Genomic DNA, 14,318 nt, shown 5'->3' with positions numbered 1-14,318 from the left:
AGGACTGATGGCACCCGAACCCGAGGGAAACGGCGCCGGGATGCCCGATGCGCAGGACCACGAGTCGTGGGTCGGCGGACTCGTCGGTGACGGCCGCTACCGGCTCACCCACCGGCTCGGCCGGGGCGGCATGGCCGAGGTCTTCGCGGCCGAGGACGTCCGTCTTGGCCGTACGGTCGCGGTGAAGCTGCTCCGCGCCGACCTCGCCGAGGACCCCGTCTCCAAGGCCCGCTTCACGCGCGAGGCGCAGTCGGTGGCCGGGCTCAACCACCACGCGGTGGTGGCGGTGTACGACTCGGGCGAGGACGTGGTGGGCGGCCAGACCGTCCCCTACATCGTGATGGAGCTGGTCGAGGGCCGCACCATCCGCGATCTGCTGGTGCAGGCGGACGCGCCGCCGCCGGAGCAGGCGCTGATCATCGTCTCCGGTGTCCTGGAGGCGCTGGCGTACTCGCACCAGCACGGCATCGTGCACCGCGACATCAAGCCCGCCAACGTGATCATCACCCACACCGGCGCCGTGAAGGTGATGGACTTCGGCATCGCGCGCGCCCTGCACGGCGCGCAGTCGACGATGACGCAGACCGGCATGGTCATGGGCACCCCGCAGTACCTCTCGCCGGAGCAGGCGCTCGGCAAGGCCGTCGACCACCGCTCCGACCTGTACGCGACGGGCTGCCTGCTGTACGAACTGCTCGCGCTGCGCCCGCCCTTCACCGGCGAGACACCGTTGTCGGTGGTCTACCAGCACGTCCAGGACACCCCGGTGCCGCCGTCCCAGGTGGCCACCGTGGCGCCGCCGGAACTCGACGGCCTCGTCATGCGTTCTCTCGCCAAGGACCCTGACGACCGCTTCCAGTCCGCCGAGGAGATGCGCGGCCTGGTCCAGTACGGACTGCAGATGCTCCAGGCGCAGGGCGGCCACACCGGCACCTGGAACACCGGCCCGGTCGAGGTCATGCACGACGGCGCCCACACCGCCGCCATGGGCATGACCGCGCAGACCACCGCCATGGGCCACCCCGGGCACGGGGAGACCTCGCAGTTCCGCGGTCCGATCCTGCCGCCGATGAACCCGGACGACGGCGGGTACGACGGGGGTTACGGCTCGGGCGGCTACAACAACGGCGGCTACAACGGCAACGGCCGCCCCGGGCGCGGCGGCCGGGGCAAGGTCGTCCTGTTCGTGGTGCTCGCGATCATCGCGATCGCGGCGGGCGTGGCCTTCGCGATGAAGGCGGCGGACAAGAAGGACGACAACCACACGCCCAAGAAGCCGGCGATCTCCAACAGCCCGTCGCCGTCCGACGAGTCGAAGACCTCGCCGACCCCCGACGACCAGGCCAGCCGGGGCCAGGACCAGACGTCGACGTCCGGCGGCAACTACCCGCCGCCGTACACGCCGTCGCCCAAGCGCAGCAAGAAGCACTCGCCGTCGCCGGGCACCAACCAGGGCACCACGTCCGGCACGAGCCAGGGCACGACCTCGGGCACCGACCAGGGGCAGACGTCCGGCACCGACCAGGGCACCACGTCCGGGACGGACCAGGGGACGACCACGGGAGAGACCTCGGGGACGGACCAGGGGCAGACGTCCGGCACCGACCAGGGCACGACCACGGGCAGCAGCACGGGGACGAGCCAGGGCACCAGCACCGGGACGACCGCCGGCACCAACGCGGGGACGACGCAGGGCACCAACGCCGGGACGACCGCGGGTCAGAGCGCCGGCGGCAGCACGCCCAAGACGCCCTGAGCCGCCGGGCGTTCGCGGCTCATCCCGCGTGGGTCACCCCGCGTGGTTCATCCCGCGCGGCTCACCCCGCGAACGCCTCGCACACCGCCTCGTACTCACGGGTCCACCAGACCGCCAGGGCCGACGCCGCCGGGAACTGCGGGTCGGCCCTTCGGTCGTGCAGCTGGTAGCGCCAGCGAAGGATCCAGAAGTCGTTGAGCCGCTCCCACCACACCCGGTGGACGGCGGCGGCGAGCTCCGCCGGGTCCGCGCCGGTGGCGCCCCGGTAGGCGCGGGAGTACGCGCGCACCTTGTCCAGGTCCAGCTCCCCGGCCGGGCGGACGAAGAAGATCACTGCGGCCCGTACCGCCTCCTCCGCGCGGGGCTGCACGCCGAGCCGGTCCCAGTCGACGATCGCGGCGGGCTCCTTGCCCCGGTAGAGCAGGTTCAGCGGGTGGAAGTCGCCGTGCACCCAGCCGCCGGCGTCCTGCGGGGGCGGGCGGCGGTGGGCGTGCTCCTCGATGAGGTGGCGGCGCTCGCGCAGCCGGTGTTCGGCGAGCTCGTCGAAGGAGTCGCGGGGGCGGCGCTTGCGGGCGCGCGCCAGCAGGTCGTCGATGAGGGTGAAGGTGTCGACGGGATCCGCGCTGGGGTGGTCGGCGGCGGGCCCGCGCCCCATCACCTCCTCCAGGCAGATGTGGACGAGGCCGAGCAGCGCGCCGAGCCGCCGGGAGCCGACGGGGCCGAGCTGGGCGCCGTCGCGGTGGCGGCCGTGCACCCAGGGGTGCAGGGCGTAGCAGCGGCCGCCGAGGACGGTGACGGTGTCGCCGTCCGAGTCCGCCACGGGGGGCGCGACGGGCACGCCGAGAGCCTGGAGGCGGCGGGTGGCGCCGTGCTGGCGGGCGATGGCCTCGCGGTCGCCGTCGAGGTGGTGCTTGAGGAAGAACTCGCCGCGGGTGGTGGCGAGGCGGTAGCCGCGGTTGAGGAGGCCCTGGGCGACGGGTTCGCAGGTGAGCGGCTCGCCCAGCGAGGCGTAGCGGGGCAGCAGGTCCCTCACGGGCGGGGTTGCATATGAGCGCGGCACGCGCCAGATGTTAGATCACGTGGCGTGGCGTGGGTGTCGCTCTGTGGAATCTGCGACGGGTGGGTGGGTGTGGACTGGGGTGTTTCCCCACCCCGCCCCTTCCCGAAACCCTCCGGGGGTGGGTGGGGCGGGCCCCGGGCCCCTGACCGCGGGGCCTGCGGCCCCTGCGCCCCGCTGCTTTCGTCTGCGGACCGTGGCCTCTTCTCGCGCAGTTCCCCGCGCCCCTAAAGACCTGTGGCCGAGCGGGGTTCTCCGGTTACGGCGTACCCCTCAGGGACACGGGGAGTGCGCGACCAGCCCGCCACCGGGTCAAGGGAACGGGCGGGGTGGGGGACTAGTGGCGCTCCGCCTGCATCCGTGCCACATACGCCGCCGCCTGGGATCGGCGTTCCATTCCCAGTTTGGACAGCAGCGAGGACACATAGTTCTTGATCGTTTTTTCCGCCAGGTGCAGGCGCTCACCGATCACCCGGTTCGTGAGGCCCTCGCCGATCAGGTCGAGGATCTTGCGTTCCTGCTCCGTGAGGCTGGCCAGGCGGTCGTCGCCCTTGTTCGCGCCGCCGTCGCGCAGGCGCTCCAGGACGCGCGCGGTGGCGACCGGGTCGAGGAGGGACTTGCCCGCCGCCACGTCCCGTACGGCGGAAAGCAGCTCGCTGCCCCGGATGGCCTTCAGGACATATCCGGACGCACCCGCCATGATCGCATCGAACAGAGCTTCGTCATCGGCGAACGAGGTCAGCATCAGGCATTTGATGTCCTCGTTCTGTGACCGGATCTCGCGGCAGACCTCCACACCGCTGCCGTCCGGCAGCCGGACGTCCAGCACTGCCACGTCCGGACGTGTCGCGGGGATCCTGACCAGGGCATCCGCCGCGGTGCCGGCCTCGCCGACCACCTCGATGTCGTCCTCGACGGAGAGCATTTCGTGGACGCCACGGCGGACCACTTCGTGGTCGTCGAGCAGGAATACAGTGATTTTGCCTGGTTCGCGCACGGAGTCAGTCTCACACATTCGCTCTTCCCGTGCCGTAGGTGACCGGGATAACGTGCCGTTGTTCCGGCGGCCTGCAAGGCTGTCATCAGTGCTGTGACCAGTGGTTGTTCCCCGCTTTCTGGATTTACTTGGAAATCCAAGCAAAATCGCAGGTCAAATGGGGTTTCGCAGGAATGCGCAGCACTGGGTAACGTGCCTATGACAGGGCGCTCGCCGGGGCACCTGTCACGCCTGAGTCCCGGTGAGGCGCACCCACCCCCGTGCACCGAGACCGGAAGCAGGCGAGGAGCCGCAACTGGCCACACCGGCGAACCCGGGGGCCGGACAGACGGAGGAGCACGCACGTGACCGTGGAGAGCACTGCCGCGCGCAAACCGCGACGCAGCAGCAAGCGCACCGGTAGCAGCGCCGGGAAGGCTGTCGCCGACCCCCAGCTCGTACAGCTGCTGACGCCCGAGGGCCAGCGGGTCGAGCACCCTGACTACGACGTTGACCTGACCCCCGAAGAGCTGCGCGGGCTCTACCGCGACATGGTGCTGACCCGGCGCTTCGACGCCGAGGCCACCGCACTGCAGCGCCAGGGCGAGCTGGGCCTGTGGGCCTCGCTGCTCGGCCAGGAGGCCGCCCAGATCGGCTCCGGCCGCGCCCTGCGCGACGACGACTATGTGTTCCCCACCTACCGTGAGCACGGTGTCGCCTGGTGCCGCGGGGTCGACCCCACCAACCTGCTGGGCATGTTCCGTGGCGTCAACCACGGCGGCTGGGATCCCAACAGCAACAATTTCCATCTGTACACGATCGTCATCGGCTCGCAGACGCTGCACGCGACGGGTTACGCCATGGGCGTGGCCAAGGACGGCGCGGACTCGGCCGTGATCGCGTACTTCGGTGACGGCGCCTCCAGCCAGGGCGATGTCGCGGAGTCCTTCACCTTCTCCGCCGTCTACAACGCCCCGGTCGTCTTCTTCTGCCAGAACAACCAGTGGGCGATCTCCGAGCCGACCGAGAAGCAGACCCGGGTGCCGCTCTACCAGCGCGCCCAGGGCTACGGCTTCCCCGGCATCCGGGTCGACGGCAACGACGTGCTGGCGTGTCTGGCGGTGACCCGGTCCGCGCTGGAGCGGGCCCGGCGCGGCGAGGGCCCGACCCTGGTCGAGGCGTTCACGTACCGGATGGGCGCGCACACCACCTCCGACGACCCGACGAAGTACCGGGCGGACGAGGAGCGCGAGGCCTGGGAGGCCAAGGACCCGATCCTTCGTCTGAAGGTCTACCTGGAGAACGAGGGGCACGCCGACGAGGCGTTCTTCGCGTCCCTGGAGGAGGAGTCCGAGACGCTGGGCAAGCGGGTCCGCGAGGCGGTCCGCGCCATGCCCGACCCCGACCGGATGGCCATCTTCGAGAACATCTACGCCGACGGGCACGCGCTCGTCGACGAGGAGCGGGCCCAGTTCGCCGCCTACCAGGCGTCGTTCGCGGATGGGGAGGGCAAGTAGCCATGACCGTACAGAAGCTTCCCATCGCGAAGGCGATCAACGAGTCGCTGCGCAAGGCGATGGAGACCGACCCCAAGGTCCTCATCATGGGCGAGGACGTCGGCAAGCTCGGCGGCGTCTTCCGGGTCACCGACGGGCTCCAAAAGGACTTCGGCGAGGGCCGGGTCATCGACACCCCGCTCGCCGAGTCCGGCATCGTCGGCACCGCCATCGGCCTGGCCCTGCGGGGCTACCGGCCGGTCGTGGAGATCCAGTTCGACGGCTTCGTCTTCCCGGCGTACGACCAGATCGTCACCCAGCTCGCGAAGATGCACGCCCGCGCGCTCGGCAAGATCAAGCTGCCGGTCGTCGTCCGCATCCCCTACGGCGGCGGCATCGGCGCGGTCGAGCACCACAGCGAGTCCCCCGAGGCGCTCTTCGCGCACGTGCCGGGCCTCAAGGTGGTCTCGCCGTCCAACGCCTCCGACGCGTACTGGATGATGCAGCAGGCCATCCAGAGCGACGACCCCGTCATCTACTTCGAGCCCAAGCGGCGCTACTGGGACAAGAGCGAGGTCGACACCGAGGCCATCCCCGGTCCGCTGCACAAGGCCCGTACGGTCGTGGCGGGTTCGGATCTGACGCTGGTGGCGTACGGTCCGATGGTGAAGGTCTGTGTGGAGGCCGCCGCGGCCGCCGCCGAGGAGGGCAAGTCGATCGAGGTCGTGGACCTGCGCTCGATGTCCCCGATCGACTTCGACGCGGTCCAGGCGTCGGTGGAGAAGACCGGCCGTCTGGTCGTGGTCCATGAGGCGCCGGTGTTCTACGGCGCCGGCGCGGAGATCGCCGCGCGGATCACCGAGCGCAGCTTCTACCACCTGGAGGCACCGGTGCTCAGGGTCGGCGGCTACCACGCCCCGTACCCGCCGGCGCGCCTGGAGGAGGAGTACCTGCCGGGTCTGGACCGGGTGCTCGACGCCGTCGACCGCTCGCTGGCGTACTGAGGAGTCCCGTGACCATGACTGAAACTTCTGCCCGCTTCCGCGAGTTCAAGATGCCGGACGTCGGCGAGGGGCTCACCGAGGCGGAGATCCTCAAGTGGTACGTCCAGCCCGGTGACACCGTCACCGACGGCCAGGTCGTGTGCGAGGTGGAGACGGCGAAGGCGGCCGTCGAGCTGCCGATCCCGTTCGACGGGGTGGTGCACGAGCTGCGCTTCCCCGAGGGCACCACGGTCGACGTCGGCGAGGTGATCATCTCGGTGGACGTGGCCCCGGGCTCCGGCGAGCCGGCCCCCGAGGCCGCCGCGCCCGCCCAGGCCCCCGTCCCGGAGGCGCCCGCCGAGCCGGAGGAGCAGCCCAAGGGCCGCCAGCCGGTCCTCGTCGGCTACGGCGTCGCGGAGTCCTCCACCAAGCGCCGCCCGCGCAAGGGGGCCTCGGTTCCCGTGCAGGCCGCGGCCGCCGTACAGGCCGAGCTCAACGGCCACGGCTCGGCGCCCGCCGCCCGGCCGCTGGCCAAGCCGCCGGTCCGCAAGCTGGCCAAGGACCTGGGCATCGACCTGGCGAGCGTGGTGCCGACCGGCCCGGACGGCGTCATCACCCGCGAGGACGTGCACGCGGCGGCGGCCCCGGCCGTCGAGCAGACCGCGCCGAGCGGTGTTTCACGTGAAACAACTCCCGCGCCGGTCGCGGCCGTTGTCTCCTCGGACGCGCGCGAGACCCGTATCCCCATCAAGGGCGTACGCAAGGCGACCGCGCAGGCGATGATCGGCTCGGCGTTCACCGCGCCGCACGTCACCGAGTTCGTGACGGTGGACGTCACGCGCACGATGAAGCTGGTCGAGGAGCTCAAGGGCGATAAGGAGATGGCGGGGCTGCGGGTCAACCCGCTGCTGCTCATCGCCAAGGCCCTGCTCGTCGCCATCAAGCGCAACCCCGAGGTCAACGCGTCGTGGGACGAGGCGGCGCAGGAGATCGTCCTCAAGCACTACGTGAACCTGGGCATCGCGGCCGCCACCCCGCGCGGTCTGATCGTCCCGAACATCAAGGACGCCCACGTCAAGACGCTGCCGCAGCTGGCGGCGGAGCTGGGCGAGCTGGTGTCGACGGCCCGCGAGGGCAAGACGTCGCCCGGGGCGATGCAGGGCGGCACGGTCACCATCACCAACGTCGGCGTCTTCGGCGTCGACACCGGCACGCCGATCCTCAACCCCGGCGAGTCGGCGATCCTGGCGGTCGGCGCGATCAAGCTCCAGCCCTGGGTCCACAAGGGCAAGGTGAAGCCCCGCCAGGTCACCACGCTGGCCCTCTCCTTCGACCACCGCCTGGTCGACGGCGAACTCGGCTCCAAGGTCCTGGCGGACGTCGCCGCCATCCTGGAACAGCCCAAGCGGCTGATCACCTGGGCGTGACCGCGTAGCCGTATGACCGCGTGATCACGACGGGCACGTGCCCCCGGACGCCCAGGCGGCCGGGGGCACGGCCATTTGTCGCCGTGCCATGTCGCCGTGCCATGTCGCCGTGCCCTGGCGGCGTGGGCCTGTCGCCGCACCCCGGGGCGTCCCGCCATCCGGACGCTCCTTCCTCACGTACACCTGTTGTATCTATCCTGTGCGCATGCCTTCCGCTCCCCTCTCCGTGACGTCGTCCTCCATCAAGCAGCCGCCCGCCGCCGACCGCGTCTACATGCACGTCAAGCAGGCCGTCCTCGACCGGCGTTACGAGGGCGGGACGCTGCTGACCGAGGGGGAGCTGGCCGAGGCCGTGGGGGTGTCGCGGACCCCGGTGCGCGAGGCGCTGCTCAAGCTCGAAGTGGAAGGGCTCATCCGGCTCTACCCCAAGAAGGGCGCCCTCGTCCTCGCCGTCTCCGCGCAGGAAACCGCCGACGTGGTCGAGACACGGCTGCTGGTCGAGGAGTTCGCCGTGCGCAGGGCGGTGCCCGCGCCCGAGCGGCTGATCGCACGGCTCGAAGAGCTGCTCGAGGAACAGAAGGCGAACGCGGCAGCCGGTGACCTCGCCGCCGTGGCCGTCACCGACCGCTGCTTCCACGCCGAGATCGTCCGCAACGCCGGGAACGAGATCCTCTCCCGCCTCTACGACCAGATGCGCGACCGGCAGCTGCGGATGGGCGTCGCCGTGATGCACGCCCAGCCCCACCGGATCGCCAAGAACATCGCCGAGCACCAGGAGATGCTGGACGCCATCAGGGCCGGGGACGCCGAGCGGGCCGCGCACTGTGTGCGCCAGCACCTGAGCTGGGTCAAGGTCCTGGTCCGAGGGGAGGAACGATGAGTTCCGCCACCGCCGGAGCCGAGCCGGCCCCCCTCGGCGGGCGGCGCGCCGCGCTCGTGTGGGGCATCGGCGTCAGCGTCTACTTCGTCGCCGTCATCTTCCGCACCAGCCTCGGCGTCGCCGGGCTGGACGCCGCCGACCGCTTCGGCGTCAACGCCTCCGCGCTCTCCACCTTCTCCATACTCCAGCTGCTCGTCTACGCGGGCATGCAGATACCCGTCGGCCTCATGGTCGACCGCCTCGGCACCAAGAAGGTGCTCACCCTGGGCGTCGTGCTCTTCACGGCCGGGCAGCTCGGCTTCGCGCTCTCGCCCTCGTACGGCACCGCCCTCGCCTCCCGCGCGCTGCTCGGCTGCGGTGACGCCATGACGTTCATCAGCGTCCTGCGGCTCGGCTCGCGCTGGTTCCCGGTCCGGCGCGGCCCGCTGATAGCCCAGGTCGCGGCGCTCTTCGGGATGGCGGGCAACCTCGTCTCCACCATCGTCATCTCCCGGGCGCTGCACGGGATCGGCTGGACGGCCACCTTCGCGGGCAGCGCGCTGGCGGGCGTCGCCGTCCTGGTCCTGCTGCTGCTCTTCCTGCGCGACCACCCCGAGGGCCACGAGCCGGCGCCCGCCCAGCACGCCGGGGCCGCCTATGTCCGCCGCCAGATCGCCGAGTCCTGGCGCGAGCCCGGGACGCGCCTCGGCATGTGGGTGCACTTCACCACCCAGTTCCCGGCCATGGTGTTCCTGCTGCTGTGGGGGATGCCGTACCTCGTCGAGGCGCAGGGGCACTCCCGGGAGACGGCCGGTGAGCTGCTGACCCTGGTGGTGCTCTCCAACATGGTGGTGGGCCTGGTGTACGGGCAGGTCATCGCCCGCCACCACGCGGCCCGCGCCCCGCTCGCCCTCGGCACGGTCGGGGCCACCGCCGCGCTGTGGGCCGCCGCCATCGCCTACCCCGCCGCGCACACCCCGATGTGGCTGCTGATCGTGCTGTGCGTGGTGCTCGGCGCCTGCGGTCCCGCCTCGATGATCGGCTTCGACTTCGCGCGCCCGGCCAACCCGCCGGAGCGCCAGGGCACCGCCTCGGGCATCGTCAACATGGGCGGCTTCGTCGCCTCGATGACGACCCTGCTCGCGGTCGGCGTGCTGCTCGACGCGACCGGCGACGACTACCGGATCGCGTTCGCCTCCGTCTTCGTCCTCCAGGCGCTGGGCATCAGCCAGATCCTGCGGCTGCGCGGCCGTGCGGCGCACCGCGAGCGGGAGCACCAGGTGGCGAGCCGGGTGGAGGCGGTGCACGTACCGGCGTGAGGGCCGGGCCCCGCGCCTTCCGGCGGCTACGGCGTGACCGCGAAGTCCCGCAGGATCGCCGCCGCCAGCTCCTGGTCGCCCTCGGTCTTCACCCGGTCCGCCACCGCGTGCGGGCGCACCCGGCCGCAGGCCAGCCGTACGAACGTCTCCCAGTCCATCGCGATCGTCACCAGCGGGCCGAGCGAGGGCGCGCCGTCGATCGTGCCGTGCCCCTCGGCGTCGACCCGTACCGTACGCAGGAACTCGACCGGGCCGTGGACGTCGAAGACGACCGCCGAGTTCGGCGGGGCGCCCGCGTCCTTGGCCACGACTCTGGGCAGGGTGTGCAGCAGGATGTCGCGGGCCACGTACGCGCCGGGCGAGTCGAGGTTGCCCGGCTTGCCCAGCGCCCACCGCAGGTCCTGCTCGTGCACCCAGACGTCGAACGCCCGCATCCGCAGCGCCAGTTCCAGCGTCTGCTCGGCGCCGAGCGGGGCGCGGACCATGGTCTCGGGATCCCGGCTCTCATTGCGCAGCTGCCGTGCCCGGCGGATGACCGTGTACTCCAGCTCCGAGGTCATCTCCGGCGCGGTGTGGTGCCGGCGCACATCGACCTGCATCTCCATATAGCGCGCGAACTCACTCTGTACGTGGTAGAGATCGCGCGGCAGGGTGTGGATCGGGCGCGGGTCGCCGAGCTGTTCGCACTCCATCCCGATGATGTGCGACACGATGTCGCGCACCGACCACGCCGGGCACGGCGTGGCGCGGTTCCACTCCCCCTCGACGAGCGGCATCACCAGCTCGGTTATCGCCTCGATGGAGTGGGTCCAGGCGTCGGCGTAGGTCTGGAGGCTGGGATGGACGGTCACGGGACCCCTCGGCGGTTCTGTACGTACGCGGGCTGGGCGCTGTGGCAGTTAAGTTACGCTGCCGAAAGGCACCCCGGCAGTGCTTTCGTGTGACGATCGTAGGCCCGTGTTGACGACTCGAATGCCAGGACGGTGGTAGTGTGCGCGCCTCCCTCATCCAATTCGGTGTAGACCCCCAGGAATCGGTGGATTCCCGTAGGCAGCGAGCGTCGTCGCTGGTACGCGAGCAGTCCGGCAGCGATCTGGTGGTCCTGCCCGAGCTGTGGACGGTGGGCGCCTTCGCGTACGAGAGCTTCGAGGCCGAGGCGGAACGGGCTGCTGACGGCCCGACGCATGAGGCGATGTCAAAGGCCGCGCGGGACGCGGGCGTCTGGCTGCACGCGGGCTCGGTCCCCGAGCGGGGAGCGGACGGCGGCCTCTACAACACCTCCCTGGTCTTCTCACCCGAGGGCGAACTGGCCGCCGTCTACCGCAAGATCCACCGCTTCGGCTTCGACCAGGGCGAGGCGGTGCTGATGAGCGCGGGCCAGGACCTGGTCACGGTCGCGCTCCCGGAGACGACCCTGGGCCTGGCGACCTGTTACGACCTGCGCTTCCCCGAGCTGTTCCGGGGCCTGGTGGACGCGGGCGCCCAGACCTTCGTCGTCCCGGCCGGCTGGCCCGCCCGGCGCCTGGCGCACTGGACGCTGCTCGCCCGGGCCCGCGCGGTGGAGAACCAGTCGTACGTCCTGGCCTGCGGCACCGGCGGCAGCCACGCGGGCGTCCCGCAGGCGGGCCACAGCGTCGTGGTCGACCCCTGGGGCGAGGTCCTGGCCGAGGCGGGCGAGGACGAGGAGGTCCTCACGGTGGAGCTGGACCCGACGAAGGTGGCGGCGACGCGGGAGCAGTTCCCGGCGCTGAAGGACCGGCGGCTGGGGATGCGGACGCCGGGGCGCTGAAGGGCGGGGCGGGCGCCGGGGGCGAATCCGGCTCATGACTCGGGCGGGGCGCCCCGTCCCGCACTAGCCTGGGACATGGCACGGAGTACGGAGTTCAGCGAGCACGCCGCAGCATCCGGAGGACCACGGTGACCGCCATGACGGATCAGGCCACGCCTATAGACAGCATGGGGGAACGGACGTTCGACGACCTTCTGCGGACCGTCGAGGAGCTGGACACGCCGGACGGCTTCAAGGCCGAACTCATCCGGGGGAAGATCATCGTGTCGCCGTGGTCCAAGCTGCGCTACTACCGCCCCATGCGGCTACTGCGGAAACAGTTGGAAGCCCACGTACCGGATTCGCACATCGCGGACGTCGCGCCCATTCTCTTCAGCTTCCCGGCAGCGGGCCGCGCCTACGGGCCGGACCTCTTCGTGGCGGACGAGTCCGCCTTCGAAGCCGATGGGCGCCATGCGGACGCGGAAGCGCTGGCGCTGGTCGCCGAGTTCACTTCCGTCTCCACCCGCGATGTGGACTGGAAGGAGAAGCTGGAGGTGTACGGGTCTCTGGTGCCCGTCTACCTGGTGGTCGACATGCAGGACCGCGAGATCACCTGCTGCTGGGACCCCTCTCCGCATGGATACCGCTCACGCACCACCGTCTCCTTCGGCCAGGAGCTGAGGATCCCGGCTCCTTTCGACTGCCCGATCGACACCAGCGGCTTCTGAGGTCCCGGAAACCCTCATCACGAGGCTGTGATCCGGCGTTCACGGCGGGGTGGCACCCTGGAACCCATGAACGCTGCCCCAGCTCCCCGTCATGCCCGTCTCCGCGCCCCCGAGCTCATCGGCAAGGGCGGCTGGCTGAACACCGGTGATCAGGAGTACACCCTCGCCGACCTGCGGGGGAGGATCGTCATCCTCGACTTCTGGACGTTCTGCTGCATCAACTGTCTGCACGTCCTGGACGAGCTGCGGGAGCTGGAGGAGAAGCACCGCGATACCGTGGTGATCATCGGGGTGCACTCGCCGAAGTTCGTGCACGAGGCCGAGCATCAGGCCGTGGTCGACGCGGTCGAGCGCTACCAGGTGCACCACCCGGTCCTGGACGACCCGGAGCTCGCGACCTGGAAGCAGTACGCGGTACGGGCCTGGCCCACGCTCGTCGTGATCGATCCCGAGGGGTACATCGTCGCCCAGCACGCGGGCGAGGGGCATGCCCACGCCATCGCCAAGTTGGTGGAGGAGCTGGAGGCCGAGCACGCGGCGAAGGGCACGCTGCGGCGCGGGGACGGGCCGTATGTGGCGCCGGAGGCGGTGGCGAGCGATCTGCGCTTCCCCGGCAAGGCCGTCGTGCTGCCCGGCAGCGGGAACTTCCTGGTCTCCGACTCGACCCGGCACGAGCTGGTCGAGCTGGAGCCGGACGGGGAGACGGTGGTCCGCCGGATCGACGGCGCGGAGTCCGGTGGCTTCAAGGAGCCGCAGGGGCTGGCGCTGCTGCCGGACGGCCGGGTGGTCGTCGCGGACACGGTCAACCACGCGCTGCGGGTCCTCGACCCGGTCAGCGGGGCCGTGGAGCGGGTCGCGGGCACCGGCAAGCAGTGGTGGCAGGGCTCGCCCACGTCCGGCCCGGCCCTCTCCGTGGACCTCTCCTCGCCGTGGGACGTGGCCTGGTGGCAGGGCAAGGTGTGGATCGCCATGGCCGGGGTGCACCAGCTGTGGACGTACGACCCGTCCACCGGCACGGTCGAGGTCGCGGCCGGGACGACGCAGGAGGGCCTGGTCGACGGTCCGGCCGGGGAGGCGTGGTTCGCGCAGCCGTCCGGCCTCGCGGTCACCGGGGACCGGCTGTGGGTGGCCGACTCGGAGAACTCCGCGCTGCGCTACGTGGAGCCCGCCGGCTCCGGGTACGTCGTGGGTACGGCGGTCGGGACCGGGCTGTTCGACTTCGGGCACCGGGACGGGGAGGCCGGGCAGGCGCTGCTCCAGCATCCGCTGGGCGTCACGGCGCTGCCGGACGGGTCGGTGGCGGTGTCCGACACGTACAACCACGCGCTGCGCCGCTACGACCCGGCGACGGGCGAAGTGACCACGCTGGCCACGGACCTGCGCGAGCCCAGCGACGCGGTGCTGGTCGGGGACGACATCGTGGTGGTCGAGTCGGCCCGGCACCGGCTGACGCGGCTGCGGCTGCCGGAGGCGGCGGTACGGGTGGACGCGGTGGCGCACCGCACCCAGCGCGCGGCGACGGAGGTCGCGCCCGGCGCGCTCCGCCTCGACGTGGTCTTCCAGGCTCCGTCCGGCCAGAAGCTGGACACCCGCTACGGCCCGTCGACGCGGCTGATCGTGTCCTCGACGCCGGCGGAGCTGCTGGTGTCCGGGGAGGGCACGGGGACGGACCTCTCCCGTGACCTGGTGCTGAACCCGTCGGTGCCGGAGGGGGTCCTGCATGTCTCCGCGATGGCGGCGTCGTGCGACGACGATCCTTCGAACGAGTACCCGGCGTGCCATATGCATCAGCAGGACTGGGGGGTGCCGGTTCGCCTGACGGCGGGTGGGGGGACGCGTCTGCCGCTGATCCTGGCGGGCCTGGACGGGTGATTCCCCCACCCCGCCCCTTCGCCTAAACCCTCCGGGGGTGGGTGGGGGTGGAGGTGGTTTCCCGGGGGGGGGGG

Annotated in this window: 12 protein-coding genes; 9 read left to right on the top strand and 3 right to left on the bottom strand. The window is 71.2% G+C overall.

What is annotated here, in order from left to right:
* The first annotated feature begins 7 nt into the window (after window positions 1-7).
* Window positions 8-1,756, top strand: a complete 1,749-nt coding sequence (locus ABD236_RS27365) for a protein kinase domain-containing protein (RefSeq protein ID WP_344078032.1) — start codon at window positions 8-10, stop codon at window positions 1,754-1,756.
* Between the two features lie 61 nt (window positions 1,757-1,817).
* Here the strand turns inward: ABD236_RS27365 and ABD236_RS27360 are convergent, their stop codons facing one another.
* Both ABD236_RS27360 and ABD236_RS27355 read right to left on the bottom strand, forming a co-directional pair.
* Window positions 1,818-2,816, bottom strand: a complete 999-nt coding sequence (locus tag ABD236_RS27360) for a phosphotransferase (protein WP_344078030.1) — start codon at window positions 2,814-2,816, stop codon at window positions 1,818-1,820.
* A 334-nt stretch (window positions 2,817-3,150) separates the two neighbouring features.
* The gene (locus ABD236_RS27355; protein ID WP_344078028.1) at window positions 3,151-3,810 is read right to left on the bottom strand and encodes a response regulator; all 660 of its coding nucleotides are present in this window, start codon (window positions 3,808-3,810) and stop codon (window positions 3,151-3,153) included.
* A 344-nt stretch (window positions 3,811-4,154) separates the two neighbouring features.
* On the opposite strand from ABD236_RS27355, the gene pdhA reads away from it, so the two are divergent.
* From pdhA to ABD236_RS27330, 5 genes are all read left to right on the top strand, one after another.
* Window positions 4,155-5,306: a pyruvate dehydrogenase (acetyl-transferring) E1 component subunit alpha gene (pdhA, locus tag ABD236_RS27350; protein WP_344078026.1), complete on the top strand. Its 1,152-nt coding sequence runs from the start codon at window positions 4,155-4,157 to the stop codon at window positions 5,304-5,306.
* A gap of 2 nt (window positions 5,307-5,308) precedes the next feature.
* Complete coding sequence (locus ABD236_RS27345; RefSeq protein ID WP_344078024.1) at window positions 5,309-6,289, top strand: alpha-ketoacid dehydrogenase subunit beta; 981 nt, start codon at window positions 5,309-5,311, stop codon at window positions 6,287-6,289.
* Between the two features lie 14 nt (window positions 6,290-6,303).
* Window positions 6,304-7,695, top strand: a complete 1,392-nt coding sequence (locus ABD236_RS27340; RefSeq protein WP_344078022.1) for a dihydrolipoamide acetyltransferase family protein — start codon at window positions 6,304-6,306, stop codon at window positions 7,693-7,695.
* A 205-nt stretch (window positions 7,696-7,900) separates the two neighbouring features.
* Window positions 7,901-8,575: a GntR family transcriptional regulator gene (locus tag ABD236_RS27335; protein ID WP_344078020.1), complete on the top strand. Its 675-nt coding sequence runs from the start codon at window positions 7,901-7,903 to the stop codon at window positions 8,573-8,575.
* Window positions 8,572-9,873 carry an MFS transporter gene (locus tag ABD236_RS27330; RefSeq protein ID WP_344078018.1) on the top strand — a complete coding sequence of 434 codons (1,302 nt, stop codon included), beginning with the start codon at window positions 8,572-8,574 and terminating at the stop codon, window positions 9,871-9,873. The genes ABD236_RS27335 and ABD236_RS27330 overlap by 4 nt, the downstream gene beginning before the upstream one ends.
* A gap of 26 nt (window positions 9,874-9,899) precedes the next feature.
* Here the strand turns inward: ABD236_RS27330 and ABD236_RS27325 are convergent, their stop codons facing one another.
* Window positions 9,900-10,724 (bottom strand): maleylpyruvate isomerase family mycothiol-dependent enzyme, encoded by an 825-nt coding sequence (locus tag ABD236_RS27325; RefSeq protein ID WP_344078014.1) that lies wholly within the window; start codon window positions 10,722-10,724, stop codon window positions 9,900-9,902.
* Between the two features lie 140 nt (window positions 10,725-10,864).
* On the opposite strand from ABD236_RS27325, the gene ABD236_RS27320 reads away from it, so the two are divergent.
* The 3 genes from ABD236_RS27320 (at window position 10,865) to ABD236_RS27310 (ending at window position 14,244) form a co-directional block, all read left to right on the top strand.
* Window positions 10,865-11,662 carry a carbon-nitrogen family hydrolase gene (locus ABD236_RS27320; RefSeq protein WP_344078011.1) on the top strand — a complete coding sequence of 266 codons (798 nt, stop codon included), beginning with the start codon at window positions 10,865-10,867 and terminating at the stop codon, window positions 11,660-11,662.
* Between the two features lie 137 nt (window positions 11,663-11,799).
* Window positions 11,800-12,372 carry a Uma2 family endonuclease gene (locus ABD236_RS27315; protein WP_344078008.1) on the top strand — a complete coding sequence of 191 codons (573 nt, stop codon included), beginning with the start codon at window positions 11,800-11,802 and terminating at the stop codon, window positions 12,370-12,372.
* A gap of 66 nt (window positions 12,373-12,438) precedes the next feature.
* A complete protein-coding gene (locus ABD236_RS27310; protein ID WP_344078006.1) occupies window positions 12,439-14,244 on the top strand; it encodes an NHL domain-containing thioredoxin family protein in 1,806 nt (601 codons plus the stop codon).
* Window positions 14,245-14,318 lie beyond the last annotated feature (74 nt).

Origin of the sequence: Streptomyces crystallinus (assembly GCF_039521265.1) — a bacterium.
Classification (GTDB): Bacteria; Actinomycetota; Actinomycetes; order Streptomycetales; family Streptomycetaceae; genus Streptomyces; species Streptomyces crystallinus.
The sequence above is the reverse complement of the archived record's forward strand: the minus strand, read 5'-3'. Positions and strand labels throughout refer to the sequence as shown.

Coding starts and splice junctions, on each gene's coding strand:
- ABD236_RS27365 (WP_344078032.1), top strand. CDS start 8: ATGGCACCCGAACCCGAGGGAAACGGCGCCGGGATGCCCGATGCGCAG.
- ABD236_RS27345 (WP_344078024.1), top strand. CDS start 5,309: ATGACCGTACAGAAGCTTCCCATCGCGAAGGCGATCAACGAGTCGCTG.
- ABD236_RS27340 (WP_344078022.1), top strand. CDS start 6,304: ATGACTGAAACTTCTGCCCGCTTCCGCGAGTTCAAGATGCCGGACGTC.
- ABD236_RS27335 (WP_344078020.1), top strand. CDS start 7,901: ATGCCTTCCGCTCCCCTCTCCGTGACGTCGTCCTCCATCAAGCAGCCG.
- ABD236_RS27330 (WP_344078018.1), top strand. CDS start 8,572: ATGAGTTCCGCCACCGCCGGAGCCGAGCCGGCCCCCCTCGGCGGGCGG.
- ABD236_RS27315 (WP_344078008.1), top strand. CDS start 11,800: ATGACGGATCAGGCCACGCCTATAGACAGCATGGGGGAACGGACGTTC.
- ABD236_RS27310 (WP_344078006.1), top strand. CDS start 12,439: ATGAACGCTGCCCCAGCTCCCCGTCATGCCCGTCTCCGCGCCCCCGAG.